Source organism: Microbacterium sp. S308A+, from assembly GCF_049800815.1.
Lineage (GTDB): Bacteria > Actinomycetota > Actinomycetes > Actinomycetales > Microbacteriaceae > Microbacterium.
Map to the genome: position 1 here is coordinate 658283 of NZ_JBNAFT010000001.1, position 24161 is coordinate 682443.

Consider the following 24161-nt stretch of genomic DNA (forward strand, 5'->3'; position numbering starts at 1 on the left):
CAGCCGTTACTAAACCGTCCGGCTGGTATAGTAACAGGTGTCGTCGACAAGGAGATCCATGCCCCGTCCACCGCTTGCTCGTGAGCGCGTCCTCGACGCCTTCGAGGACATCCTCGTCCACGACGGCGAGCGCGCCGCCACTCTCGAGGCCGTCGCCAAGGCGGCCGGCGTCTCCAAGGGCGGATTGCTCTACCACTTCGCCTCGAAGGAGGATCTTGCCGCGGGCATCCTCGAACGGCTCGAGGATCAGATGCGTCAGGACGAGGAGCGGATGGCCACGGCGCCTGAGGGTCCTGTCGCCTATTTCATTCGCACATCGGTGATGACGGACGACCCGCTTGACCGGGTGATCGTCGCGACGTCGCGCCTGGCGCAGGGCGGTCACTCCCCCAGCGTCGACGCGCTGTTCGGGATCCGCGAGCGCTGGGCAGCGGGCATCCGGCCGCACGTCAGGGACCAGGCGGCGCTGGACCTCGTCATGCTCCTCAGCGACGGCCTCTACTTCAACAACGCGCTCACCCCGGTGACGACCGGCGTTCCCTCGACCGTGCCGACCGGTGCGGCGCTCGACGCGCTCATCGAGCTCGTCCTCCGTGCCACGACCTGAGCGCAGCACGCACGGACGCGGAAGCGCCTCAGACCTCGCGGATCTCGATCTGCCGGAACAGGTCGGCATCGATCGCAGTGCGAACCTCGTCGAGCAGCTCGTCGGAGACCGGCGAGTCGAGTGTCAGGACGCTGAGCGCCTGGCCGCCGGCCGCCTGCCGAGCGATCTGCATGCCGGCGATGTTGATCCCTGCCTCGCCGAAGCGCTGGCCATATACCGCGACGATGCCGGGGCGGTCGGCGTAGAGCATCACGACGTGGTGCTTCTCGATCGGCAGCTCGACCGCGTACTCGTTGATGCCGACGAGCTTCTCCGTCTGCTTGGGACCGGTGAGAGTCCCCGAGACGGAGAGCTGGGTCCCGTCGGAGAGTGCCCCGCGGAGGGTGATGACGTTGCGGTACTCCTCGCTGACCTCGTCCTGCACGAGACGCACCGCGACACCACGCTGCTCCGCGAGGAGCGGCGCGTTCACGTACGAGACGGTCTCGCTCACGATGTTCGTGAAGACGCCCTTGAGCGCGGCAAGCTTGAGGACGCTCACGTCGTAGTCGTTGAGCTCGCCGTGCACCTCGACGTCGAGGCTCGTGAGTGGCGACGGCGCGAGCGCGGCGAAGATCTGCCCGAGCTTCTCGACGAGCGGGATGCCGGGGCGCACGTAGGGGTCGATCACGCCACCGGCGACGTTGACCGCATCAGGCACGAGGTCGCCGCCGAGCGCGAGGCGCACCGAACGGGCGACCGAGATTCCCGCCTTCTCCTGTGCCTCCTCGGTGCTGGCGCCAAGGTGGGGCGTCACCACGACGTTGGGAAGCGAGAGGAGAGCCTGGGCACTCCCGCCCTCAGCCGGCGGCTCGGACGTGAACACGTCGAGGCCGGCACCGGCGATCTCCCCCGCCACGAGCGCGGCGTGGAGCGCCTCCTCGTCGATGAGCCCCCCGCGTGCCACGTTCACCACATAGGCGGTGGGCTTCATCGCGGCGAACTGCGCGGCGCCGATCATCCCGGTCGTCTCCGGGGTCTTGGGCATGTGGATCGTGAGGAAGTCCGACTCGGCGACCAGCTCGTCGAGGGAGAGCAGCTGCACCCCCAGCTGCTGGGCGCGAGCGCTCGTGACGTACGGATCATAGGCGACGACGCGCATGTCGAAGGCGGCGAGACGAGCCGCGACGAGCGCACCGATCCGGCCGAGGCCGACGATCCCGACCGTCTTCTCGAAGAGCTCGGCTCCCGTGAAGGAGCTGCGCTTCCACGCGCCGTCCGAAAGCGATGCGTGCGCCGCCGGGATACGCCGCGCGAGGCTGAGGATGTGACCGACCGTGAGCTCGGCGGCAGAGACGATGTTCGAGGTGGGTGCGTTCACGACCATGACGCCCGCGGTCGTCGCCGCCTTGATGTCCACGTTGTCGAGGCCGACGCCGGCCCGTGCGACCACCTTCAGCCTCGGCGCGTGCCCGAGCGCCTCGGCGTCGATCCGCGTCGCCGAGCGGATCAGCACGGCGTCCGCCTCGGCGAGGGCCGCGAAGAGCGCGGGACGGTCGGTGCCGTCGACGTGACGTACGTCGAAATCCGGCCCGAGGGCGTCGATCGTGGCGGGAGAGAGTACTTCGGCGATGAGCACGACAGGCTTCGGCACGGTGGAGATCCTTCGGAGCGGACACACGACGCGGGGCGCGCGGGACGGGAGGGAATCGACGCGCCGCACACCGTCGGGGCGCGATCGGTCACACTCTACCGGAGGCGACGCCTCCCGCCCGACCGCGTGACGACGCCGCAGGCACCACGGACCAGTCGGTCACGCCCGGGGCTCCGATGCAGAGTCCGGAACCGCTGACGGGTCAGGAGCCGGTCAGGAGAGAGGTGAGGTTCAACGCCGTGTAGCCGATCACGTCGAGCCAGAAGACGGCGACGAGGCCGAGGCCCGCGAGGAGGACGAGCGACAGCTCCCCCACGTTCCGCCGCCGGCAGATCGCGATGGCGGCGACATAGACGAGCGCGGGGAAGAACACCGCGAACAGCAGCGTGAACCACCCGGTTCCGTTGAGCCCCAGCTGCGCGAGCGCGAACAGGTGGGCGATCGCATTCCACACCGCGTAGGCGTAGAGCAGGCCGGCGAGCCCGAGCACGAGGAGCGTCAGCCAGCGCGGACCACGGATCCCGATGGCCCGAGACGATCCGGCGCCGGTGCCTTCGGCCGGAGTTCCCGTCGATTCGGTCATGACCCGAGCACCCCCGTCATCACGAACGGCCACGGGATCAGGAGGACGACCCCGATGACAAGACCGACGATCCGGATCCAGGTCGCACGTCCCCGGGTGAGAACCCAGACGGCGACGAACCAGAGGAACGGGGCGAGGATCACCAGCCACATCCATGGCAAGTACATCGCGTCGGTCACCAGGAACTTCGCGCTCGGGCGCAGATTGCTCCCGCCAACCGCCCAGCCGATCGCGTACAGCAGGTAGACCCCGCCGATCACGCCGAGCGAGATCAGAGAGGCGTTCCCCAGCCCCGGGCGCTCGTCAGAGACCTCCGCGGCCGTGACGGCCTCGACAGCGGGACGGCCGGAGTCGAGGGCGTCGGCGGATCCGGCTTCGGCGACGCGTACCTTCTCGCTCCCCCGCCCCACCGCCGTCCATCCGGCGGGCAGCGACGGCTCTTCCTCCGCTGACGGCACGTCCCCCGCGTCTGCGCTTTTCGCGGGCGCGTCCGCGGCCGTGGCCGGCGCGTCCGTCACCGGCTCGTCGCCGTCCCAGCGCAGGGCGTCATCGGGATCGGATGTCATGGGCCCAGCGTACCGGGCGGGGCATGACGTAGCGGGGCATGACGGCGCGCCGCTATGCTCGCAGCGCGACGATATGCTCGACGTCGTGTCCAGGGAAAGGGAGCACCGTGGCTGAAGAGGGCAACAAGAAGGTCGTCCGGGTGGAGTCGACCAGGCCGGCACGCAAGGGTGCCGCACCGGGTGGCTCGTCCGACGGGCCGATCGAGCCGCCCGCGGATTGGAAGCCGACGCCGGAGGCGAAAGGCAAGGCGACACGCAACCGCTGGATCGCCGCCGCGCTCTGGATCGTCGCCATCGCGGGCGAAGCCTTCGCGATCTTCTGGCTGCTCAAGCAGAAGCCGTTCACGACCGGTCATCTGATCGGTCTCATCGGCGCCTTCGTGGTGATCGGCGCTCTCTCAATCGGCGGCTCTCTGCTGTGGAAGCAGGCGAATCGCCTCGACCCCGCGCGCCGCAGCGAGCCGGTGCGCTTCTTCGTACAGAACCAGCTCGGGCTGATCATCGCGATCCTCGCCTTCGTCCCGCTCATCGTCCTGGTCTTCACAAACAAGAACATGGACGGCAAGCAGAAGGCGATCGCCGGGTCCGTGGGCATCGTCCTCGCCGCCGTCGCGGCATGGTTCGGCCTCTCCCTCAACCCGCCCTCGGTGGAGCAGTACTCCGCCGAGTCGAACATCGTCAAGGAGCTCACCGGCGAAGACCTCGTCTTCTGGACGAAGTCGGGATCCGTCTTCCACGTCTGCCAGGCCGTCCCCGACGTCAACAAGGCATCCGCCGACGGCCAGATCTTCTCGGGAACAGTGGCGGTCGCCCACGAGAAGGGCAAGGAGCGGCTCACCAAGCGCTGGGAGTCCGAGGCGACGAAGTATTGCGGCTACACGCAGGAGCAGGTCGACGCCGTCAAGGCCGCCCTTCCTGGCGACGTCTCGACGCTGAACGGCACCCCTGACGACCCGTCCGACAAGGAGCCGGCGGACGAGTCGCCCGCACCGTCATCGACCCCGTCGCGATCTGCCACCCCGACGCCGGTCGCGACCCGCTGACCGGCCGCGACGGGCGTATCTGCACGGCGCCTACGGGCTCACCGGCGCGACTCCAGGAACGCGTGCCGTGCACCCCGACGCCGTTGCTGCGGAGCCACAGCACGGCATGAAGAGGCCGAGCTCAGCGTCGGGACGCCGCTCCGGCACCCCCGGAGTCAGATACGGCAACGCGGCAGTGCCGAGGGCCGGGCTGGGCCTTCCGAAGTTCATCATGCGCCGCTCGCTGCGCCTCGCCAGAGGCTCTGCTCAGGAGCGGAGCGTCAGCTCGATCACCGGGAGCAGCACGTCGGGGCGCCGCACCGGGAGGTGCACCGTGAGCGTCCCCGGGGCCTCCCCCGCCGGCGTCAGGTAGTCGGCCTGCTGCTCCGGATCTGTCACGGACATGCGCAGCCAGGAGCCGTCGTGCAGGAAGCGCGCGTAGGTCGCCTCGCCCGCCAGCCCCGGCAGGTGCACGAAGCCGAGCGGCCAGGTGAACAGGTGGAGGTACAGACGGGCGCCGCGGCGGGTGTAGACGCCCTCGCGCGGCGGGACGAAGGGCGCATGCCCCGCCCCGACGATCGCCCTCCGGTGCCGTCGCATCCACTCCCCGATCTCGGCCAGCACCGTCTCGTCGCGCGGCGCGAGCGCTCCGCGCCCGTCCGGGCCGACGTTGAGCAGCATGTTCCCGTCCATCGAGACCGAGTCGGCCAACATCCGGACGAGCAGGTCGGCAGACTTCTGGTCGTGGTTGTCGCGGTGATAGCCCCAGGACCCGTTGATCGTCTGGCAGGCCTCCCACACCTGTGGCACGCCGTCCTTCACGATCGGCGCCGTCGGCTGGTACTGCTCGGGCGTGACGAGGTCCCCCGGAATGCCCAGCCGATCGTTCACCAGCATGCCGGGCTGCAGCTCACGGCATAGAGCGAGCAGCTCCTCGGCGCCCCAGTCCTCTGGCCCTTTGCCCGCCCAGCCGCCCTGCTCCTCGGGGTAGGTGAAATCGAAGAACAGATAGTCGATCTCGCCGTAGCCGGTGAGGAGCTCGCGGACCTGGCCGTGCAGATACTCCCGGTACCGGTCCATGTCGCGGTGCGCGTTGCGCTCTCGCTCGGCATCGTCCCCGCGACGCGGGTGGTTGCCGTCCACGGTGAAGTCGGGATGATGCCAGTCGATCAGCGAGTAGTAGAGGCCCACCCGCAGCCCCTCCTCGCGAAGCGCGTCGACATACTCCCGCACGAGATCCCGCCCGCAGGCCTCGACGGACGTGTAGTCGGTGAGGGCCGACTCCCAGAGGCAGAAGCCCTCGTGGTGCTTCGTCGTGAGCACGACGTAGCCCATGCTCGTGTCCTTCGCCCGACGGGCCAGGGCGCGGGCGTCGAAGAGGTCGGGGTCGAAGTGGTCGAAGTACGCCTGATACTCCTCCGCTCCCAGCCGCTCGTAGTTCTGCACCCATTCATGCCTGGCCGCGCCGCTGTACAGGCCGAAGTGCACGAACAGACCGAACCGCGCCTCGCCGAACCACTGCTGTCGCATCATCGCTCCTCGGATCGGAAGCCGCTCGTCCGGCGGCCTTCCCATCCTCACACGGACATCGGATGTCTTCAGAGGCACGAGAACGGGCGCCCCCGAAGGGACGCCCGTTCTGGGTGCTGCACCGGTCAGCGCGCCGCGCTGCCCTCGACGTAGTCCTCGTCAGTCTGCTTCCACGCGAACAGCGCGCGAAGCTCCTTGCCGGTGGCCTCGATCGGGTGCCCCTGCTCTTTCTCGCGGAGGGCGAGGAACTCAGGCGCTCCGTTGTCCTGATCCGCGATGAAGCGCTGCGCGAAGGCACCGGACTGGATGTCGGCGAGAACGCCCTGCATCCGCTCCTTGACGCCGGCGTCGATCACGCGCGGGCCGGAGACGTAGTCGCCGAACTCCGCGGTGTCCGAGATCGACCAGCGCTGCTTGGCGATGCCGCCCTCCCACATGAGGTCGACGATGAGCTTCAGCTCGTGCAGCACCTCGAAGTACGCGATCTGCGGCTGGTAGCCCGCCTCGACGAGGGTCTCGAAGCCCGCCTGCACGAGGTGGCTCATGCCGCCGCAGAGAACGGCCTGCTCGCCGAACAGATCGGTCTCGGTCTCCTCGGTGAAGGTCGTCTTGATGACGCCGGCACGGGTGCCGCCGATCGCCTTCGCGTAGGAGAGGGCCGTCGCCCAGGCGTTGCCCGAGGCGTCGCGCTCGACAGCGATGATGTCAGGGATGCCACGGCCCGCGACGAACTCGCGGCGCACGGTGTGCCCCGGCGCCTTCGGGGCGATCAGGATCACGTCGACGCCCTCAGGGGCCTGGATGTAGCCGAAACGGATGTTGAAGCCGTGGGCGAACGCGAGGGTCTTGCCCGGCGCGAGGTTCGGCGCGATCGACTCGCTGTAGATGCCACGCTGGTGCTGGTCCGGCGCGAGGATCATGACGAGGTCCGCCCACTGCGTGGCCTCGGCGACGGTCTTGACCGGGAAGCCGGCCTCCTCCGCCTTGGTGATCGAGCTCGACCCCTCCTTGAGGGCGATCGCGACCTCGACGCCCGAGTCACGGAGGTTCATCGCATGGGCGTGGCCCTGCGATCCGTACCCGACGATCGCGACCTTCTTGCCCTGGATGATCGACAGATCGGCGTCAGCGTCGTAAAAGATCTCGGTGCTCACTTGTTGTCTCTTTCTCTTCGTCGGTTTCTCGTCAGCCGCGCAGGACGCGCTCGGTGATGCTCTTGCCGCCCCGGCCGATCGCGAGCAGACCCGACTGGGCCAGCTCCTTGATCCCGAAGGGCTCCAACGCCCGCAGCAAGGCGTCGACCTTGCCCTTGTCGCCGGTGACCTCGACCACCAGGGCGTCCGGTGCATAGTCCACGACAGAGGCGCGGAAGAGGTTCACGACCTCCAGGACGTTGGAACGGGTGTTGTTGTCGGTCCGCACCTTCACGAGCATGTGTTCCCGTTGCACGGACGCGGCGGGATCCAGCTCCACGATCTTGATGACGTTGATCAGCTTGTTCAGCTGCTTGGTGACCTGCTCGAGCGGCAGGTCCTCCACGTCGACCACGACGGTGATCCGCGAGATGCCCGGCACCTCGGTCACCCCGACCGCGAGGGACTCGATGTTGAAGCCGCGACGGGCGAAGAGCCCTGCGACCCTGGTCAGGAGGCCCGGAGTGTTCTCGACCAGGAGGCTCAGCACGTGTGTGGACATGGCTCAGATCTCCTCGTCGAAGGCGGGCGCATGGTCGCGCGCATACTGGACGTAGCTGTTGCTGACGCCTTGGGGGACCATCGGCCACACCATGGCGTCGGCGCTGACGACGAAGTCGATCACGACCGGACGGTCGTTCGTCTCGAGCGCGGTGGTGATCGCCGCGTCGAGGTCCTCCTCCTTCTCCACCCGGAGCGCGAGACATCCGTAGGCCTCCGCCAGCTTCACGAAGTCGGGGACGCGGACCGTGCCATGCCCGGTGTTCAGGTCGGTGTGGGAGTGCCGACCGTCGTAGAAGAGGGTCTGCCACTGCCGGACCATCCCGAGCGAGGAGTTGTTGATGATCGCAACCTTGATCGGGATGTTGTTGATCACGCAGGTCGCGAGCTCCTGATTGGTCATCTGGAAGCAGCCGTCACCGTCGATCGCCCACACGACGCGATCCGGCTCGGCGACCTTCGCCCCCATGGCTGCGGGAACCGAGTACCCCATGGTCCCCGCTCCCCCGGAGTTGAGCCAGGCGTTCGGCCGCTCATACTTGATGAACTGCGCCGCCCACATCTGGTGCTGTCCGACGCCGGCGGCGTAGATCGCCTCAGGACCGGTGAGCTCGCCGATGCGCTGGATCACGTGCTGGGGCGCGAGCAGTCCGTCGCTGGTCGGCGCGTAGCCGAGCGGGAACTCCGCGCGCAGCCCGTCCAGATACGACCACCATTCCTCGGTGTCGCCCTTCGCTCCGCCGGTGAGACCCCGATAGGCGGCCTCCAGGTCGGTGAGCACCTCACGGACGTCGCCCACGATCGGGACGTCCGCGGTGCGGATCTTGGAGATCTCCGCCGGATCGATGTCGACGTGGACCACCTTGGCGTGCGGGGCGAAGAGCGAGGCCTTGCCGGTCACGCGGTCATCGAACCGCGCGCCGAGCGACACGATGAGATCCGCCTCCTGCAGGGCGAGCACCGCTGGCACGGTTCCATGCATCCCCGGCATGCCGAGATGCTGCGGGTGTGAGTCGGGGAAGGCGCCGCGCGCCATCAGGGTCGTCACGACCGGCGCGCCGGTGGTCTCGGCGAGGTCCTTGAGCTCGGCCGACGCGCGCCCGCGGATCACGCCTCCCCCCACGTACAGCACCGGCTTCTTCGCCTCGGACAGGAAGGCCGCGGCGGCCTGGATCTGCTTGCCGTGGGCCTTCGTCACCGGCCGGTAGCCAGGCAGGTCGTATCGGGGCGGCCACACGAACGGTGCGGTCTCCTGCTGGGCGTCCTTGGTGATGTCCACCAGGACCGGGCCGGGACGACCGGTGCCGGCGACTTCGAACGCCGCCGCGATGGCGCCGGGGATCTCCGAGGCGTCCTTGACCAGGAACGAGTGCTTGGTGACCGGCATCGTGATGCCCACGATGTCCGCCTCCTGGAACGCGTCGGTTCCCATCAAGGTCGAGAACACCTGACCGGTGATCGCCACGAGCGGGACCGAGTCCATGTACGCGTCGGCGATCGCGGTCACCAGGTTCGTCGCCCCGGGACCGGAGGTCGCGATCGCGACGCCCACCTTCCCCGAGGCCGAGGCGTAGCCCTCGGCGGCGTGCCCGGCGCCTTGCTCGTGACGCACCAGGATGTGGCGGAGGCCCGAGGAGTCCATCAACGGGTCGTAGACGGGGAGGATGGCTCCGCCGGGGAGGCCGAAGACGTCGGTGACCCCGAGGAGCTCGAGGGAACGGACGACGGCCTCGGCTCCCGTCAGCTCGGGAGCGGCGGCGGGACGGGCGGGCGGCCGTGGCACGGCCGGCGCGGTGTCTGCGGTCATGGGTTTTCCTTGCGATCGATGATCGGACGACGGACGACGCGCCGCCGGGGCGGCGCACGGCCGAGCGATCACGGCTCGGCCGGCCGTGGCTCAGCCGGTCGTGGCGCCCTCAGCAGCAGAGCGCACGAGTCGGGAGTACTTGGCAAGAACGCCTCGGGTGTAGCGCGGAGGAAGCGGCTCCCAGGCCTCGCGGCGGGAGCTCAGCTCGGACTCCTCGACGAGTAGATCGAGAGTGCGAGCCGCGATATCGACCCGAATCAGATCACCATCGCGCACGAAGGCGATCGGACCTGCGTCCACCGCTTCGGGTGCTATGTGGCCGATGCACAGGCCGGTTGTGCCGCCTGAGAATCGTCCGTCTGTCAAGAGTAGTACATCTTTTCCGAGGCCCGCGCCTTTGATGGCGGCGGTGATCGCGAGCATCTCCCGCATGCCGGGACCGCCCTTGGGGCCCTCGTATCGGATGACGACGACGTCGCCGGCGACGATCTCCCCCGCGGCGAGCGCGTCCATCGCGCCCCGCTCCCGCTCGAACACGCGCGCCGGTCCTTCGAAGACGTCGGCGTCGAAGCCGGCGGACTTCACCACCGCTCCCTCGGGGGCGAGCGAGCCGTGCAGGATCGTGATGCCGCCGGAGGCATGGATCGGATTGTCGAACGTGTGGATCACCTCGCCGTCGACCGGATCCGGATTCAGCTCGCGGAGGTTCTCGGCCACGGTCCTGCCCGTGACGGTGAGGGCGTCGCCGTGCAGCAGGCCCTCGTCGAGCATCGCCTTCATGATCACGGGAATGCCGCCATGACGGTCGACGTCGTTCATGACGTAGGCGCCGAAGGGCTTCATGTCCGCCACGTGGGGCGTCCTGCTGCCGATGCGGTTGAAGTCGTGCAGGCTCAGGTCGACCTCCGCCTCCCTCGCGATCGCGAGGAGGTGGAGCACGACGTTCGTGGAGCCGCCGAGCGCCATCGCGAGGGCGATCGCGTTCTCGAAGGACTCCTTGGTCAGGATGTCCTTGGTGGTGATGCCCTGGCGCAGCAGGTTCACCACGGCCTCACCCGAGCGATGGGCGAAGTAGTCGCGTCGCCGGTCGGCGGACGGCGGCGCGGCCGAACCGGGAAGGCTGAGCCCGAGGGCCTCGGCGACCGATGCCATCGTGTTGGCGGTGTACATGCCGCCGCACGCGCCCTCGCCGGGAGCGAAGGCACATTCGATGCGCTTCAGGTCCTCCTCGCTCATGCGTCCGGCACGACACGCGCCGACGCCCTCGAAGGAGTCGATGATCGTGATGTCCTTCTCGGTGCCGTCCGAGAGCTTGACCCAGCCAGGGGCGATCGAGCCGGCGTAGAGGAAGACGCTGGAGAGGCCGAGGCGAGCGCTCGCCATCAGCATCCCCGGGATGGACTTGTCGCAGCCGGCGAGAAGGACCGTCCCGTCGAGGCGCTCTGCCATGACGACCGTCTCGACGGAGTCGGCGATGACCTCGCGCGACACGAGCGAGAAGTGCATCCCCTCGTGTCCCATGGAGATGCCGTCCGAGACGGAGATCGTGCCGAACTGCAGCGGATACCCGCCACCGGCGTGGACCCCCTCCTTCGCCCCCTGCGCGAGCCGGTCGAGGCTCAGGTTGCAGGGGGTGATCTCGTTCCAGCTCGACGCGATGCCGATCTGGGGCTTCTCCCAGTCCTCGTCACCCATGCCGACGGCACGCAGCATGCCGCGCGAGGTGGTCGCCTCGATGCCGTCGGTGACGACCCTGCTCCGGGGCTTGATATCGATGTCAGGACGTGCGCCGAGCGCGTCGGCGGCGGGCTCGTTCGAGGACATGCAGGAAGTCTATTCCCGCGTCGATGCCCGCTCGTGCATGAGAGCGACCAGGAGCGGCGCCAGCTGGCGAGGGCTCGCGATCCGGATCTGGGCCGCCGTCTCCCCCGCCCCCACTCGCACCCCCAGGTCGCTCGGCCCGAGTGCGCGGAGCGCGTCCTCGTCGGTCACATCGTCGCCGGCGAACAGCACCGCGGTGGCGCCGTAGTGCGCACGCAGGCGGGCGATCGCGGAGTCTTTCCCCTCGTCCCGCCAGGAGAACTCACGGATATGGTGCCCCGTGCGCCGGCGCCACTGCGGGATCCGATGCTCGGCCCAGGCGTCGACGGCGGCGAACGCGTGCTCCTCATCGGATGCCGCGGCACGCCGCGCGTGGATGCCGAAGCCGAACGTCTTCGGCTCGAAGTCGATGCCGGGGACAGCGAACGCGATCTCCTTCACCTCCGCCTCGATCTCCGCCCTGTCGGCCGGCGCGTCGGAAGACGACGCGGCAGGAGCGGCGGCGTACGAGGCGGCGTCGTCATCCTCGCCGGGGAACCAGAACTCCGCGCCGTGCGACCCCGCGAGCACCACCGGAGAGGCGTCGTCATGTTCGGCGATCTCCCGGAGGTGGTGCAGGCTGCGGCCGGACACATATCCCACCACGGTGTCGGGAAGGGCGGCGATCGCCGCCATGGCCTCTGCGACCTCCGGCAACGCGCGGGCCGCCATCGGGTCGTCCACGTGCGGTGATGCGGTCCCGTCGAAGTCCAGGGCGACGAGGAGCCGGGGTGTCCTGGCCACTGCCGACAGCCCGTCGTCCTCGCTCCCGGGTGTCCAGTCGCGGGTCATGGTCATGGCCGGCCTCTCCTTCTTGTCCTGCTCTCGTCCGGATGCCCTCATGCTGGCCCCCTCGTCGCGCCGGAGGTCATCGCCGGGCTTCCCGGGCCTGCTCCAGCGCGGAGAGGAAGGAGCGCGACCAGGCGTCGACGTCGTTCTCGAGGACGCGCTTGCGCAGCGCTCGCATCCGGCGCCCCTGCTCGGCGGGCGTCATGTCCACCGCGACGGTCAACGCCTCCTTCAGCCCCTCGATGTCGTGCGGATTGACCCGCACCGCCTGGCGCAGCTCGTCCGCGGCACCGGTGAACTCGCTGAGCACGAGGACGCCGCGGTTGTCGACGCGGGTGGCGACGTACTCCTTCGCGACGAGGTTCATGCCGTCACGGAGCGCAGTCACGAGCATCACGTCGGCGGCGAGGTAGAGCGCGGCCATCTCCTCCCGCGGGAACCCCTGGTGCAGATAGCGGATGGCGGTGTGGTCCATCGTGTCGTGGTCGCCGTTGATCCGCGCGACGGAGAGCTCGATCTCGTCCCGGAGGTGCACATAGGCGTCCACGCGTTCGCGGCTGGGGCTCGCCACCTGGACGAGCGTGACGTCCTCCACCGAGAACCTTCCCTGGTCGAGCAGCTCGCCGTACGCCTTGATCCGGTGCCGGATGCCCTTCGTGTAGTCCAGCCGGTCCACTCCGAGCAGGATCTTGCGCGGGTTCCCGAGCCCCTCGCGGATCTCCAGCGCCCGTGCTCGGATGTCGGGCCGGGCGGCGAGCTCCAGGTAGGGGCGGGTGTCGATCGAGATCGGGAACGGGCGGGCGACGACCGTCCTCCGACCTGCCTGCTCACGGGGAGACGGTCCCGTCTCTTCCGGGACGGACACGTGCGAGGCCCGCACCTCGTATCGCAGCCGGCGACGCACGGCGGTGAGGAAGTACGTCGCGTCCTGCGCCCGCTGGAAGCCGATCACGTCGGCTCCGAGGAGCCCGCGCAGGACCTGGTCCCGCCACGGGAGCTGCGCGTACAGCCCGTGGGCCGGGAACGGGATGTGGTGGAAGTACCCGATCGTGAGGTCGGGGCGGAGCTCCCGCAGCATCTGCGGGACCAGCTGGAGCTGATAGTCGTGCACCCAGGCCGTCCCGCCCTCGGCGACGGCGGAGGCGGCCGCCTCGGCGAAGCGGCGGTTCACGCGCACATACGCCTCCCACCACTCCCGGTGATACTGCGGCGGGGCGATCACATCGTGGTAGAGCGGCCAGATCGTGTCGTTCGCGAAGCCCTCGTAGTATTCCTCGACCTCGTCCGAGGACAACCGGATCGGAAGGAGCCGGATGCCCTCGAAGGTGAAGGGGGCGATGTCCACGTCCGCCTGCCCTGCCCAGCCGACCCAGGCGCCGTCGACACCGTGCATGACCGGTTCGAGCGCGGCGACCAGGCCGCCTGGCGACCGCCGCCAGCTCTCCTCGCCCTCCGCGCTCACCACGCGATCGACGGGGAGGCGATTGGCGACGACGACGAACTCGGCGGTGGGCATGGCGCTCCTCCTCGGGGGCGGACGACACCTCCAGGCTACCCACGCCAGCACGATGCCGGGACACGAGGACGGAACGGCGGCCGGCGCCGTCGGTCAGCGCATGATCCGTTCCGTCCGTCGAGGCAGAGCCGTCAGCGTATGCCGCGGTTGAGGAAGAAGTTCGCCACGCCCGCGGCGACCACGAGCGCCGCCGCGACTCCGGGGAGGGCCAGAGCCGCCGCCGCTCCCGCGTCCTGCGCCACCGCGCCCGTGACGGCGGCGCCGGTCGACTGTCCGACGATGACGCCGGAGCCGAGCATCGTCATCACGGTCGCCGAGCGTCCGACCGGGCTGAGCGCGGCGCCGAAGCTGTACTGCGTCACCAGGGTCGGCCCGATTCCGATCCCCATGATCGCCAGCGCCAGGATCATGCCGGGCACATCGTGCACGATGAGCAGCTGCAGCGCGCCGGCAAGGAGGACGCCGGAGAAGAGGAGCCACCGGGCACGGAGCGTGAACCGGGCGGGCAGCGCGGCGACGCCCAGAGCGAGGATCGCCGAGCCGATGCCCATCACGCCGTAGAGGAGTCCCGCCCGTTCGGAGTCGCCGCGCTCCGCCATGAAGGCGGTGAGGGAGGTCAGCATCGCGCCGAAGAAGAGGCCGACGCCGACGATGCCCACCACGACCACGAGCAGACGCGGCCGAAGAAGCTCCGAGACGGGCGAGGCGGCCCTGCCGTCCTCTCCCCGATGGGCGGAAAGGAGCGAACCGCTCGGATGCAGGGCGAACGCCCCGACGAACAACACGGTCAGGCCGGCACCGATCAGCAGCGGCGCGGCCGGGGAGATGAACGAGGCGAGGATGCCGACGAGGAACGGCCCGATCACGAAGACGGTCTCGTCGGCCGCCGACTCGTAGGCCATCGTCGACGAGACCGTCTTCGGCCGCCGCGGCTCCGGCACCCGCTCGGCGATGATCGTCATCAGGCGCGCTCGTGACATCGGCGACACCTGAGGAGCGGTCGCGCCGATCGCGAACGCGCTGAGAAGCAGCACGGGATCGGGAAGGGTGCCGTAGGCGACGATCGCGAAGAGCGCGAGCGCCGCCGCGTTCGCCCCGGCCAGAAGGAGCAGGACCCTGCGCTGCCCGAAGCGATCGGCCGCGGCCCCGAGAAGAGGACCGAAGAAGAAGGTCCCGAGGCCGACCGCCGCGGAGGTGAGACCGCCCAGCGAGATCGAGCCGCGGGCGGCGACCGCGAGCGTGAGAACGCCGACCACCATCATGGCGAAAGGCAGTCGCGCGACGAACGCGATCAGGAAATAGGGCAGCCCGGCCAGGCGGAAGAGGCCGGGCGACACGGAGGTCGTCGGTGCAGTGTGCGTCGAAGTCATGGCTCTCGCGCGTCACGGGACGCGGGTCGGGTGCCGCCGTTCCCGTCGGGGTGCCGACAGTTGGTAGATGCACGGATGCGGAGGGCGCCGAGCGCCGCTCGCCCGACATTCTAGCGCAGGCGGGTAGCGTGTTCCCATGCGCAACTACCTCTTCGGAAGCGGCCTTTTCGCCGCCGTGACCAGCGGGATCGCTCTGCTGCGGGGGTCGAAGGACACGCCGATCACCTGGCGCGCGCTGCTCGCCTGGCTCAGCTGGGGCATCACGCTCGCCCTCGCGATCGGGGCGATCGTCGACATGCGCCGTGATAGCCGCGGCGTCGCCGTGGCACCCGACTCCCCCGTCGCCGCCGCGCAGATCAAGCGCGCGAAGAAGGAGGCGAAGCGCGTCACCAAGGCCGAGCGGTGAAGCCGTCCGCGGAGCGCGGTCCGATCCGGTGACGTGGTCACCGAGTGAGGATGAGCGCGTCCCCTTGACCCCCGCCGCCGCACAGCGCGACGACCGCTGTCCCGCTGCCCCGCCGCGCAAGCTCGTGCGCCATGTGCACCACGAGACGGTTCCCTGACGCCCCGATGGGGTGTCCGATCGCGATCCCGCCGCCGTGCACGTTGACGACGTCGTCCGAGAGTCCCAGCTCGATCTGCGACCGGGCGACGACTGCGCCGAAGGCCTCGTTGATCTCGACCAGGTCGAGGTCCGTCACGCCGATCCCCTGCTTCTCGAGCGCCTTCTCGATGGCCCGGGCGGGCTGCGCGTGCAACGAGTTGTCCGGGCCCGCGGTCTGGCCGCTCGCGCCGATCGTCGCCATCACGGACCAGCCGCGATGCTCCGCGTTGGCGCGCGTGGTGACGATGACCGCGGAGGCGCCGTCCGAGATCGGCGAGGAATTTCCCGCCGTGATCGTCCCGCCGTCGGCGAACGCGGGGCGGAGGCCGGCGAGCGTCTCCATGGTGGTCTCGGGGCGCACGCCCTCGTCGGTACGCACGACGAGCGGGTCGCCCTTCCGCTGCGGCACCGTCACCGCGACGATCTCCGCCTCGAACACTCCGGCCTCACGGGCGGCGGCCGCGCGCTGGTGCGAGCGGACGGAGACCGCGTCCTGCGCTTCCCTGGCCATCTCGAAGCGCGCGTTGTGTCGCTCCGTCGACGCTCCCATGCTCTCTCGGTCGTAGGCGTCGGTGAGTCCGTCGTAGGCCATGTGGTCGAGCACCTCGACGCTGCCGTACGCCCAGCCGTCGCGCGACCCCATGAGCAGGTGCGGCGCGCGGGTCATCGACTCCATCCCCGCGGCGACGACGGTCGTCGCGTCGCCGGTCCTGATCATGCGGGCGGCGTCGATGACAGCGGTGAGGCCCGAGAGGCACACCTTGTTCACGGAGTGCGACGGCACATCCCATCCGATCCCCGCACCGACGGCGGCCTGTCGCGCCGCGTTCTGGCCGGAGCCGGCGGCGAGCACCTGGCCCACGATCACGGCGTCGACCTCGTCCGGTGCGACGCCGCCCTGTTCGAACGCGCCACGGATGGCGATGGCGCCGAGCTGCGGCGCCATGAAAGAGGCAAGCTGACCCTTCAGCCGTCCCTGCGGCGTGCGCGCGGCCGCGACGATGACGACGTCCTCCGGCCCGTGGCTCCCGGCGTTCTCCGATGCGATGCTCATGCCTTCTCCTGTCTTGCGTGTTCGCGAAGGTCCTGTCCCGTCACCATCAGCGGAGGCTCGGTCGCGTTGATCACATCCTGCGCCGAGACGCCCGGGGCGGTCTCCACGAGCAGGAGGCCTTCTGGCGTCACGTCGATCACGGCGAGGTCCGTGATGATCCGGTCGACGACCCCGCGACCGGTCAGCGGCAGCGAGCACGTGTTCACGATCTTCGCCGTGCCGTCCTTCGCGACGTGTTCCATGAGGACGATCACACGGCCCGCGCCGTGCACGAGGTCCATCGCCCCGCCAGGACCCTTGACCATCTTGCCCGGGATCATCCAGTTCGCCAGATCGCCCGTGGCCGAGACCTGCATCGCGCCGAGGATCGCCGCGTCGATCTTGCCGCCGCGGATCATCCCGAAGCTCGTCGCCGAGTCGAAGTAAGCGGCGCCGGGGAGGACGGTGACCGTCTCCTTCCCCGCGTTGATGAGGTCGGGGTCGACCTGGGACTCCTCGGGATAGGGCCCCACACCGAGGATGCCGTTCTCGGACTGCAGCACGACCGTCACCCCGGGCGGCACGTGGTTGGGCACGAGCGTCGGCAGCCCGATTCCCAGGTTCGCATAGGACCCGTCGACCAGCTCGGCCGCCGCGCGGGCCGCCATCTCCTCGCGAGTGCGCGCCATGTCAGTTCCCCTTCCCGTCCGGACGCACCGTGCGACGTTCGATGCGCTTCTCGATGTCGGTCCCGACCTCGATGATCCGATGGACGAAGACGCCGGGGAGATGCACGCGGTCGGGGTCCAGCTCGCCCGGCTCGACCAGCCGCTCGACCTGGGCGATGCAGATGCGCCCTGCCATCGCCGCGAGCGGATTGAAGTTACGCGCCGCCTTCGAGAACACGAGGTTGCCGTGCCGGTCTCCGAGCGCCGCATGCACGAGCGAGAAGTCGGTGGTGATCGCCTCCTCTAGGACGAAGTCGCGCGGGTTCCCCTCGACGGCGAAGGACCGGATGTCCTTCGGCGGGGAGGCGACCGCGACCGTCCCGTCAGCCGCGTAGCGCCGAGGCAGGCCTCCCTCGGCGACCTGCGTGCCAACGCCGGTCTGGGTGTAGAAGGCGGCGATGCCGGAGCCACCCGCGCGCAGCTTCTCGGCAAGCGTGCCCTGAGGGGTGAGCTCGAGCTCGAGGCTGCCCTTCAGGAACTGGCGCTCGAACTCCTTGTTCTCTCCCACATACGAGGAGGTCATCTTGCGGATGCGCTTCGCGGCAAGGAGCACGCCGAGCCCCCAGTCGTCCACGCCGCAGTTGTTGCTGACGATGCTCAGATCCGACGTCCCCTGCGCGAGCAACGCCTGGATCAGCGCGATCGGATTGCCGGAGAGCCCGAACCCGCCGACCGCGATCGAGGCACCGTCACGGATATCGGCGACGGCATCCGCCGCCGACGGCCACTGCTTGTCGATCCCGGGCTTGTCGATGCCGCGCTCGTCGTCCACTCCGCACTCCTTCGTGGTGGCGCTCCCCGTCGTGGGCTGTCCTCCCAGCTTCCGCCTCCGCCGAGGCTCTGCCAAGCCGTTGGTTGCGATGTGGTCGCGATCGTCGCTACCGTCCACATTGTGGAACGAGATCCTTCCTCCCGGCGCACGGTGCCCGGCGCGCAGGCCGTTGCCCGCGCCGCGGAGCTTCTGCGGCTCGTCACCGCGGCTCCCGACGGCGCCAGCCTGCAGAGCCTTGCCAGCGCATCGGGACTCAGCCGCTCGACCGCGCACCGCCTGCTCACGGCGCTCCGCGTGGAGGGCCTGGTCGACCAGGACGAGGCGACGACACGATGGATGCCCGGTCCCGAGCTCTACCTCATGGGATCGGTGGCCGCGGCGCGCTATGACGTGACCGAGCTCGGCCGCGACATCGTCCGATCCCTGGCGGTGCGAACCGAGGAGAGCGCCTTCCTCTCCGTGCGCCGCGCCGACGAGACCGTCTGCCTGCTCCGTGAGGAGGGCGCCTTCCCCATCCGCTCGTTCGTCCTGAGCGAGGGGGTGCGCTTCCCACTCGGCGTCGCGAGCGCGGGGCTCGCCATCCTGTCCTTCCTTCCCGACCACGATGTGGATGCCTACCTCGACCGTCACCCCGAGCTCGCCGACAGATGGGGACGCCCGCACGGAGAGCTGCCGCTACGCACCCGACTCGCCGAGACGAAGGCCCTGGGCTATGCGGTGAACCCCGGCCTCATCGTGGAGGGCAGCTGGGGCATCGGCGCCGCAGTGTTCGATCGCCAGGGTCGTCCCGAGTGGGCGCTGAGTCTCACCGGCGTCGAGTTCCGCTTCGGCCCGGAGCGCCTGCCGCTGCTGGGACGGACCCTGCTGGCACACGCCCATCAGCTGTCCTCGCGGATCGCCGGCGCTCGACGCTGATTCGACATCGGAGCCATTTCAATGCCGTAGGTATATACTTTGGGCATGCAACATGGCGAGACCATCCTGTCGATCGTGTTCTCCGCGCATGCGCTCACCAGGATCGCCGCCCAGGTGACGGGGAATGAGGCACCCGCCGCGCAGTGGCGAGCGCTCAGCCTGCTCGACAGCGAAGGACCGCTCCGCGTCGGCGAGCTCGCGCGGGCGAGCCGCACGACCCAGCCCGGCATGACGAGGCTGATCGGGCAGCTGGACGAGGAGGGACTGGTCCAGCGCGGTGCCGATCCAGAGGACTCCAGGGCGACCGTCGTGACGATCACCACGGACGGCCGCGCCGCGATCGCCGCCTGGCGACAGGAGATCCAGCGGGCGCTGGAGCCCCGGTTCGCCGACCTCGACCCCGACGACTGGGCGACGCTCGCCCGTGCCGCCGAGATCCTCCGCCTCCACACCCTCTCGGAAAGGAACGTCCGGTGACCTCGTCTTCCCTTGCCGCCCCGGAGAGCACCCCAGGGCGCACCGACGAACCCGTCACGGGAGGATCCGTCTCGCCGTCGATCTGGCGCCAGCCGGCGCAGGTGTGGGCCGTGGCCTTCGCCTGCGTCGTGGCCTTCATGGGTATCGGCCTCGTCGACCCGATCCTCCCCGCGATCGCGGAGGCCCTGAAGGCCACGCCAGTGCAGACCGAGCTGCTCTTCACGAGCTACCTCCTGGTGACCGGGCTCGCCATGCTCATCACCAGCTGGATCTCCAGCCGGATCGGCGCGAAGGCCACGCTGCTGACAGGTCTCGGGCTGATCGTCGCCTTCGCCCTGCTGTGCGCGCTGAGCGACAGCGTCGACGCCGTCATCGGCTTCCGCGCGGGCTGGGGACTCGGCAACGCCCTGTTCATCTCGACCGCCCTGGCCACGATCGTCGGCGCGGCGAGCGGGGGCAGCAGCGCCGCCATCGTCCTGTACGAGGCGGCTCTCGGACTGGGGATCGCCGTCGGCCCGCTTCTGGGCGGGCTTCTGGGAGAGCAGAGCTGGCGTGGTCCGTTCTTCGGGGTCGTCGCCCTCATGGCGATCGCGTTCATCGCGGTCCTCGTGCTGCTCCGCGGACCTCGCGAGAAGCGCGATCCCGTGCCGTTCGCTGCCCCGTTCCGCGCGCTGCGCCGCCCGGCGCTCGCCGTCCTCGCCGTCACGGCGCTGTTCTACAACGTCGGCTTCTTCGTCCTGCTCGCCTTCTCGCCGTTCCCCCTCGGCTTCGGCGCGATCGGCATCGGGCTGACCTTCTTCGGCTGGGGCGTCGCCCTGGCCCTCACGAGCGTGTGGGTCGCGCCGATCCTGATGCGCCGCATGTCGATGACCCTGATCGTCCTGCTCGCGCTCCCCCTGCTGGCCGTCGATCTGCTCATCGCCGGCCTCCTCGTCGCCTCTCCTGCCGCACTGGTGACGTGCATCGTCATCGGAGGTCTGCTGCTGGGCATCATGAACACCGTCCTCACCGAGGCGGTGATGGAGGCGACAGACCTCCCCCGCGCGGTCGCCTCGTCCGCGTACTCGGCGGTGCGCTTCCTCGGCGGCGCCGTGGCCCCACCCCTCGCCGCACTGCTGTGGCACACGTTCACGGCCACCGTGCCGTATCTGTTCGCCGCCGTCTCCATGCTCCTCGCCGCCCTGGTGATACTGCTCGGGCGCCGTTCCCTCGCCCACATCGATCGCGGTTCGCACGACGTCGCGGAGGACGCGGAGGCAGTCCTCATCGGTGACGCGACCTGAGGCCCCGCGAGCAGAGCTAGTCTGAAGCCATGCTGATCGGCCTCATCCGCCCTGTCGAGTCCAAGACCGTCACCGTGCAGGGGCACGAGCTCGACGAGATCCAAGAGCTCCTGGCGGCCCAGACTCCTTCCGGATGGGCGCTGGCGTCCGCACCGGTGTCGATGGCGAAGAAGGACACACTCCTCACTGCCGAGGGCACGATCGTCCGCCGCGACGGTGTGCAGGAGATCGAGGCGGACGACATGGCCGCGCTCGAGGCGAAGGTCCCCGAGGGATACCGCCTGCTCTCCGTGCGCCACGTCTGAGCCTCCGTGCGCCACGTCTGCGGAAGAGCGCGCGAGCGTCAGCGTCTCTGCCCGCCAGCGCGCCTGTCGGTCAGCGCGCGACGAAGCGGCCCTCGACCGTCGCGGAGACGACGATGTCCTGGGGATGGAACGCCATCGCCGCGGTGTCGGCCATCGGAGCGGCGAAAGCGACCGTACGCAGCCCTCCGCCTTTCGCACGCGGCTCGAGGGCGGAGATGAGGCCCACATCGGCGATCTCGACGGCCTCGACCGCCTGACGGCCCAGTGCCTCGCCGTACGCCGTGGCCCTGGCCACCGCCGCGCCAATGGCCTCGGCGGCGACCTCCCGCTCGACACGCGCTCGCGTCTCCGGGGTCAGCCGCCATTCGGTCGATTCCAGCGAGACGCCTTCCCCGAGCGCGACCTCGGTCGCCCAGAGCGACAGCTCGGAGAGGTCGGCGAACGTGGCGGCGAAGTCGACGGACGCCGTGTAGACCACCGCCAGCCGTCTGCCTTCGCTGTTCCACGGCCGCTCGGCGCGAACGGACAGCCGAGTGCTCGACCACTCTGTGACACTCCCCGCTTCCGCCCGTGAGGCCAGCCCTTCCCGGATCGGCTCGGCGAGAGCCAACGCACGGGAGACGACCTTCTCCCGCTCGTCCCCTTCGTCGGCCACGGACAGACGGACGACCGCTCGTTCCGCCACCACACGTGTCTCGTGCTCGCCTCGGACCGTGATCGTGACCTCGCTGCTCATGGACGCGACTCTACGGCACCAAGGCGACAGGTCACCGGAATAGCGTCGCACCTCGAAGCGTTGTAGTCTGTGATGCTCGGGGGTCTCGGCGCCCGGTGACAACTCCACAGCGCGACAGCGGCTCCTTCGAGAGAAGGACCACGGGGCTGATCGGTTTCGACAGCGCCTGTGAATCCACGAGAAGCGGGCCGAGGATGCAGGGTTATCTCGTGAACGCCCCCTGCAAAACAATAAGTGCCAATGCAAAGCGCACTGACTTCGCCCTCGCTGCCTAAGCGAGCCCGATAGTCCGTCAGACCGTATGTGATTCCGGTACGGGTCCTGGCGTCATCTAGGAATCTTGCTGTGCGGCGGCGTCTGGACGCCGTACGGGACTCTTCCCAGACTGGGCCTGTCGACTTAGGTGTCTGTGACAAAGGTCGGGGCCGAGCAGAACGTCTTCGCAGACTGCGCCCGGAGAAGGCGTGGAGACTCAGCGTTGGACGGGGGTTCGATTCCCCCCAGCTCCACCATCCGCTGTCGCCGGTGGGAAACCCCCTCGACCCGTGGGAGCACGGGTCGAGGGGGTTTCGTCATGCTGCCCGACGTGTCCGACGGGCGCCCCATCCGGCCATGAACGGAACCCTGTCCAGAGAGTTGAACCCTGTCCGAGGGTTCCAGGGTCCTCGTCCTCTGCCCCCCAGCATCAGGACGAGGGCGTCACCTCTACCGATCCCGGCTCTTTCGTCCCCAACGAGGAGCCTTCGCGCAAGATGCGTCCGTGCCCTCCATCCTCCGCGATCGGAGAAACGGCGTAAAGCCTCACACGCGACAGGCATCTCCGCGAAAATGCGACATGACTGCGCCTGAGGTCGCCTTCCGCTCGCGACCTTCTTCCGCCGAGAGATCTCACCCCGGAAGGTCGATGAGAAGCAAGCCCTGCTTGGTGTCCGAGACCGTCACCCATCCGTCGCCGAAGAGATAGGTGGTCCCATAGCCGTCCTCGTCTTTCACGAAGGCGAAGGCCGGATCGACCGTGACATAGACTCCATGGTCGCTCTCCTCGAGGATCCACCCCTGAGAGACCAGCTCCTTCTGCGCGTTCGCAGCGACCTCCGCCGAGATCGGCGCCCATCCGTAGAGGAGGCCCCGATCGGGAGCGCTCCCGTAGTCCGACCATGGGCACTCGAGACCGCCGGGGATCACGTCAGGGCCGATCGAGAACTCCCGCTGTCGTGCCGTCCACCCCTGCTTCCGGAGGGTGTCGACGGTGGTGGGGCCGATGAGCGTCTCGCACGTGGGAGATGCGGAGGGAGCGGGCGATCCCGAGGCCTCGGGGGATCCGGCCGCGCTGGAACCGGAGGGACTCGCCGCCTCCCCGCCACCGGGCGTGCACGCCGCAAGCCCGGCCGCGAGCACCAGGAAAAGGACCGGGACGAGCGCGCGTCGGCTCATCTCACGCGCCCTCGACACCTGCCGGGATGCCCTGGTCGTCGCCGGCCGAGGCGTCGCCGCCGTTCGCCAACATGGCGAGGAACTGTTCGTGGAGGACGCCGTTGGTGGCGAGAACCGATCGATCAGACAGCGTCTCCGCTCCCCCGACCGCCGTCGCCCGTCCTCCCGCCGCATGCACGATCGCGACTGCGGCGGCGATGTCATACTCCTTCACGTCGAACTCGGCGACCATGTCGATCCGCCCCTCCGCAAGCAGCATGTAGGAGTAGACATCACCGTAGGCGCGATCACGCCAGACGCGACGGCTCAGAGCGATCAAGGCGTCGAGGCGCCCCGCCGCGTCCCACTGTGCGATGCTCTGAAAGCTGACGCTCGCCTCATCGAGCACGGAGACCCTGGAGACCCTGATCCGGCGCGACGAGCCCGCCTCGCCGTCCGTCGGCCCGGTCCAGGCGCCGTGACCGACCACACCCCACCAGCGGCGACCGAGCGCCGGCATGCTGACCACGCCGATCCGAGGGTTCCCGTCGACCGCGAGCGCGATCATCGTGCCCCAGATCGGCACGCCCCGGAGGAAGTTCGCCGTGCCGTCGATGGGATCGACGATCCATTGCCGTGCCGCGTCACCCTCGCTGCCGAACTCCTCGCCGAAGACGGCGTCCAAGGGACGCTCCGCGCCGAGGACCGCGCGGATCGCGCGCTCGGCCGCGAGATCCGCATCCGTGACGTGCGAGCGATCGGCTTTCCTCGAGACGCGGAGATCTGCGGCGTCGAACCGCGCGAGAGACTCCGCATCGGCGGCTTCCGCGAGGCGGAGGGCCAGGTCGAGGTCGGCCTGGAGATCAGCGGGGAGGGCGGCGTCTGGCACCCCTCCAGGATAAAGGGCGCGCCTGTGCC

At 69.3% G+C, this 24161-nt stretch carries 24 protein-coding genes and 1 other RNA gene; 8 read left to right on the forward strand and 17 right to left on the reverse strand.

The features are described from left to right. The first annotated feature begins 58 nt into the window (after nucleotides 1-58). The gene (locus ACP15J_RS03100) at nucleotides 59-607 is read left to right on the forward strand and encodes a TetR/AcrR family transcriptional regulator (protein ID WP_424935513.1); all 549 of its coding nucleotides are present in this window, start codon (nucleotides 59-61) and stop codon (nucleotides 605-607) included. 28 nt (nucleotides 608-635) lie between these two features. Here ACP15J_RS03100 and serA read toward each other — a convergent pair whose 3' ends face one another. The 3 genes from serA to ACP15J_RS03115 form a co-directional block, all read right to left on the reverse strand. Next, the gene (gene serA, locus ACP15J_RS03105; RefSeq protein WP_424935512.1) at nucleotides 636-2240 is read right to left on the reverse strand and encodes a phosphoglycerate dehydrogenase; all 1605 of its coding nucleotides are present in this window, start codon (nucleotides 2238-2240) and stop codon (nucleotides 636-638) included. Nucleotides 2241-2442: 202 nt separating this feature from the next. Continuing rightward, nucleotides 2443-2823 carry a hypothetical protein gene (locus ACP15J_RS03110; RefSeq protein ID WP_424935511.1) on the reverse strand — a complete coding sequence of 127 codons (381 nt, stop codon included), beginning with the start codon at nucleotides 2821-2823 and terminating at the stop codon, nucleotides 2443-2445. Next, nucleotides 2820-3389: a hypothetical protein gene (locus ACP15J_RS03115; protein WP_424935510.1), complete on the reverse strand. Its 570-nt coding sequence runs from the start codon at nucleotides 3387-3389 to the stop codon at nucleotides 2820-2822. Before ACP15J_RS03115 ends, ACP15J_RS03110 begins: the two co-directional genes overlap by 4 nt. Nucleotides 3390-3496: 107 nt before the next feature. Here ACP15J_RS03115 and ACP15J_RS03120 point away from each other — a divergent pair, with 107 nt between their 5' ends. After that, the gene (locus tag ACP15J_RS03120; RefSeq protein ID WP_424935509.1) at nucleotides 3497-4432 is read left to right on the forward strand and encodes a hypothetical protein; all 936 of its coding nucleotides are present in this window, start codon (nucleotides 3497-3499) and stop codon (nucleotides 4430-4432) included. Between the two features lie 246 nt (nucleotides 4433-4678). Here the strand turns inward: ACP15J_RS03120 and ACP15J_RS03125 are convergent, their stop codons facing one another. The 8 genes from ACP15J_RS03125 to ACP15J_RS03160 all read right to left on the reverse strand — a co-directional run bounded on the left by ACP15J_RS03125 (nucleotide 4679) and on the right by ACP15J_RS03160 (nucleotide 14977). After that, nucleotides 4679-5941 carry an alpha-L-fucosidase gene (locus ACP15J_RS03125; RefSeq protein ID WP_424980835.1) on the reverse strand — a complete coding sequence of 421 codons (1263 nt, stop codon included), beginning with the start codon at nucleotides 5939-5941 and terminating at the stop codon, nucleotides 4679-4681. 125 nt (nucleotides 5942-6066) lie between these two features. After that, nucleotides 6067-7095: a ketol-acid reductoisomerase gene (ilvC, locus tag ACP15J_RS03130; protein ID WP_424935507.1), complete on the reverse strand. Its 1029-nt coding sequence runs from the start codon at nucleotides 7093-7095 to the stop codon at nucleotides 6067-6069. Between the two features lie 31 nt (nucleotides 7096-7126). Further along, nucleotides 7127-7636 (reverse strand): acetolactate synthase small subunit, encoded by a 510-nt coding sequence (gene ilvN, locus ACP15J_RS03135; protein WP_197220435.1) that lies wholly within the window; start codon nucleotides 7634-7636, stop codon nucleotides 7127-7129. A 3-nt stretch (nucleotides 7637-7639) separates the two neighbouring features. Then, nucleotides 7640-9442 carry an acetolactate synthase large subunit gene (locus ACP15J_RS03140; protein WP_424935506.1) on the reverse strand — a complete coding sequence of 601 codons (1803 nt, stop codon included), beginning with the start codon at nucleotides 9440-9442 and terminating at the stop codon, nucleotides 7640-7642. A gap of 90 nt (nucleotides 9443-9532) precedes the next feature. After that, the gene (gene ilvD, locus ACP15J_RS03145; RefSeq protein ID WP_424935505.1) at nucleotides 9533-11266 is read right to left on the reverse strand and encodes a dihydroxy-acid dehydratase; all 1734 of its coding nucleotides are present in this window, start codon (nucleotides 11264-11266) and stop codon (nucleotides 9533-9535) included. Between the two features lie 9 nt (nucleotides 11267-11275). Then, nucleotides 11276-12145 (reverse strand): trehalose-phosphatase, encoded by an 870-nt coding sequence (gene otsB / locus ACP15J_RS03150; RefSeq protein ID WP_424935504.1) that lies wholly within the window; start codon nucleotides 12143-12145, stop codon nucleotides 11276-11278. A 25-nt stretch (nucleotides 12146-12170) separates the two neighbouring features. After that, nucleotides 12171-13607 (reverse strand): alpha,alpha-trehalose-phosphate synthase (UDP-forming), encoded by a 1437-nt coding sequence (locus tag ACP15J_RS03155; RefSeq protein WP_424935503.1) that lies wholly within the window; start codon nucleotides 13605-13607, stop codon nucleotides 12171-12173. 131 nt (nucleotides 13608-13738) lie between these two features. Beyond that, the gene (locus tag ACP15J_RS03160) at nucleotides 13739-14977 is read right to left on the reverse strand and encodes an MFS transporter (RefSeq protein ID WP_424935502.1); all 1239 of its coding nucleotides are present in this window, start codon (nucleotides 14975-14977) and stop codon (nucleotides 13739-13741) included. Between the two features lie 136 nt (nucleotides 14978-15113). Here ACP15J_RS03160 and ACP15J_RS03165 point away from each other — a divergent pair, with 136 nt between their 5' ends. After that, complete coding sequence (locus ACP15J_RS03165) at nucleotides 15114-15383, forward strand: hypothetical protein (protein ID WP_424935501.1); 270 nt, start codon at nucleotides 15114-15116, stop codon at nucleotides 15381-15383. 37 nt (nucleotides 15384-15420) lie between these two features. On the opposite strand, the gene ACP15J_RS03170 is transcribed toward ACP15J_RS03165, so the two are convergent. From ACP15J_RS03170 to ACP15J_RS03180, 3 genes are read right to left on the reverse strand one after another with little or no spacing between them, the layout of a single operon-like run. Beyond that, nucleotides 15421-16635: an acetyl-CoA C-acetyltransferase gene (locus ACP15J_RS03170; protein WP_424935500.1), complete on the reverse strand. Its 1215-nt coding sequence runs from the start codon at nucleotides 16633-16635 to the stop codon at nucleotides 15421-15423. Continuing rightward, nucleotides 16632-17303 carry a 3-oxoacid CoA-transferase subunit B gene (locus ACP15J_RS03175; protein ID WP_424935499.1) on the reverse strand — a complete coding sequence of 224 codons (672 nt, stop codon included), beginning with the start codon at nucleotides 17301-17303 and terminating at the stop codon, nucleotides 16632-16634. The genes ACP15J_RS03170 and ACP15J_RS03175 overlap by 4 nt, the downstream gene beginning before the upstream one ends. A gap of 1 nt (nucleotide 17304) precedes the next feature. Next, nucleotides 17305-18114: a CoA transferase subunit A gene (locus ACP15J_RS03180; RefSeq protein WP_424980837.1), complete on the reverse strand. Its 810-nt coding sequence runs from the start codon at nucleotides 18112-18114 to the stop codon at nucleotides 17305-17307. Between the two features lie 120 nt (nucleotides 18115-18234). Here ACP15J_RS03180 and ACP15J_RS03185 point away from each other — a divergent pair, with 120 nt between their 5' ends. The 4 genes from ACP15J_RS03185 (at nucleotide 18235) to ACP15J_RS03200 (ending at nucleotide 21094) form a co-directional block, all read left to right on the forward strand. Continuing rightward, nucleotides 18235-19029, forward strand: coding sequence for an IclR family transcriptional regulator (locus ACP15J_RS03185; RefSeq protein ID WP_424935498.1), 795 nt, complete (start codon nucleotides 18235-18237; stop codon nucleotides 19027-19029). Nucleotides 19030-19074: 45 nt separating this feature from the next. Further along, nucleotides 19075-19506 (forward strand): MarR family winged helix-turn-helix transcriptional regulator, encoded by a 432-nt coding sequence (locus ACP15J_RS03190; RefSeq protein WP_424935497.1) that lies wholly within the window; start codon nucleotides 19075-19077, stop codon nucleotides 19504-19506. A gap of 80 nt (nucleotides 19507-19586) precedes the next feature. Continuing rightward, nucleotides 19587-20789 (forward strand): MFS transporter, encoded by a 1203-nt coding sequence (locus tag ACP15J_RS03195; RefSeq protein ID WP_424980873.1) that lies wholly within the window; start codon nucleotides 19587-19589, stop codon nucleotides 20787-20789. 29 nt (nucleotides 20790-20818) lie between these two features. Beyond that, nucleotides 20819-21094, forward strand: a complete 276-nt coding sequence (locus ACP15J_RS03200; protein ID WP_424935495.1) for a hypothetical protein — start codon at nucleotides 20819-20821, stop codon at nucleotides 21092-21094. 70 nt (nucleotides 21095-21164) lie between these two features. On the opposite strand, the gene ACP15J_RS03205 is transcribed toward ACP15J_RS03200, so the two are convergent. After that, complete coding sequence (locus ACP15J_RS03205) at nucleotides 21165-21830, reverse strand: SIMPL domain-containing protein (RefSeq protein WP_424935494.1); 666 nt, start codon at nucleotides 21828-21830, stop codon at nucleotides 21165-21167. Nucleotides 21831-21972: 142 nt separating this feature from the next. Here ACP15J_RS03205 and ssrA point away from each other — a divergent pair. Continuing rightward, nucleotides 21973-22342, forward strand: a transfer-messenger RNA (tmRNA) gene (ssrA, locus tag ACP15J_RS03210). A gap of 376 nt (nucleotides 22343-22718) precedes the next feature. On the opposite strand, the gene ACP15J_RS03215 is transcribed toward ssrA, so the two are convergent. Beyond that, nucleotides 22719-23264, reverse strand: coding sequence for a hypothetical protein (locus ACP15J_RS03215; RefSeq protein ID WP_424935493.1), 546 nt, complete (start codon nucleotides 23262-23264; stop codon nucleotides 22719-22721). Nucleotide 23265: 1 nt separating this feature from the next. Next, a complete protein-coding gene (locus tag ACP15J_RS03220) occupies nucleotides 23266-24132 on the reverse strand; it encodes an inositol monophosphatase family protein (RefSeq protein ID WP_424935492.1) in 867 nt (288 codons plus the stop codon). Nucleotides 24133-24161: the final 29 nt, after the last annotated feature.

What these genes read in the sequence shown, in the direction of transcription:
- ACP15J_RS03115 (WP_424935510.1), bottom strand. Translation starts at nt 3,389, where the DNA reads ATGACATCCGATCCCGATGACGCCCTGCGCTGGGACGGCGACGAGCCG.
- ACP15J_RS03165 (WP_424935501.1), top strand. Translation starts at nt 15,114, where the DNA reads ATGCGCAACTACCTCTTCGGAAGCGGCCTTTTCGCCGCCGTGACCAGC.
- ilvD (WP_424935505.1), bottom strand. Translation starts at nt 11,266, where the DNA reads ATGTCCTCGAACGAGCCCGCCGCCGACGCGCTCGGCGCACGTCCTGAC.
- ACP15J_RS03170 (WP_424935500.1), bottom strand. Translation starts at nt 16,635, where the DNA reads ATGAGCATCGCATCGGAGAACGCCGGGAGCCACGGGCCGGAGGACGTC.
- ACP15J_RS03215 (WP_424935493.1), bottom strand. Translation starts at nt 23,264, where the DNA reads ATGAGCCGACGCGCGCTCGTCCCGGTCCTTTTCCTGGTGCTCGCGGCC.
- ACP15J_RS03200 (WP_424935495.1), top strand. Translation starts at nt 20,819, where the DNA reads ATGCTGATCGGCCTCATCCGCCCTGTCGAGTCCAAGACCGTCACCGTG.
- ACP15J_RS03155 (WP_424935503.1), bottom strand. Translation starts at nt 13,607, where the DNA reads ATGCCCACCGCCGAGTTCGTCGTCGTCGCCAATCGCCTCCCCGTCGAT.
- ACP15J_RS03175 (WP_424935499.1), bottom strand. Translation starts at nt 17,303, where the DNA reads ATGGCGCGCACTCGCGAGGAGATGGCGGCCCGCGCGGCGGCCGAGCTG.
- ACP15J_RS03110 (WP_424935511.1), bottom strand. Translation starts at nt 2,823, where the DNA reads ATGACCGAATCGACGGGAACTCCGGCCGAAGGCACCGGCGCCGGATCG.
- ilvN (WP_197220435.1), bottom strand. Translation starts at nt 7,636, where the DNA reads ATGTCCACACACGTGCTGAGCCTCCTGGTCGAGAACACTCCGGGCCTC.
- ACP15J_RS03140 (WP_424935506.1), bottom strand. Translation starts at nt 9,442, where the DNA reads ATGACCGCAGACACCGCGCCGGCCGTGCCACGGCCGCCCGCCCGTCCC.
- ACP15J_RS03160 (WP_424935502.1), bottom strand. Translation starts at nt 14,977, where the DNA reads ATGACTTCGACGCACACTGCACCGACGACCTCCGTGTCGCCCGGCCTC.
- ACP15J_RS03205 (WP_424935494.1), bottom strand. Translation starts at nt 21,830, where the DNA reads ATGAGCAGCGAGGTCACGATCACGGTCCGAGGCGAGCACGAGACACGT.
- ACP15J_RS03190 (WP_424935497.1), top strand. Translation starts at nt 19,075, where the DNA reads ATGCAACATGGCGAGACCATCCTGTCGATCGTGTTCTCCGCGCATGCG.
- ACP15J_RS03100 (WP_424935513.1), top strand. Translation starts at nt 59, where the DNA reads ATGCCCCGTCCACCGCTTGCTCGTGAGCGCGTCCTCGACGCCTTCGAG.
- otsB (WP_424935504.1), bottom strand. Translation starts at nt 12,145, where the DNA reads ATGAGGGCATCCGGACGAGAGCAGGACAAGAAGGAGAGGCCGGCCATG.
- ACP15J_RS03125 (WP_424980835.1), bottom strand. Translation starts at nt 5,941, where the DNA reads ATGCGACAGCAGTGGTTCGGCGAGGCGCGGTTCGGTCTGTTCGTGCAC.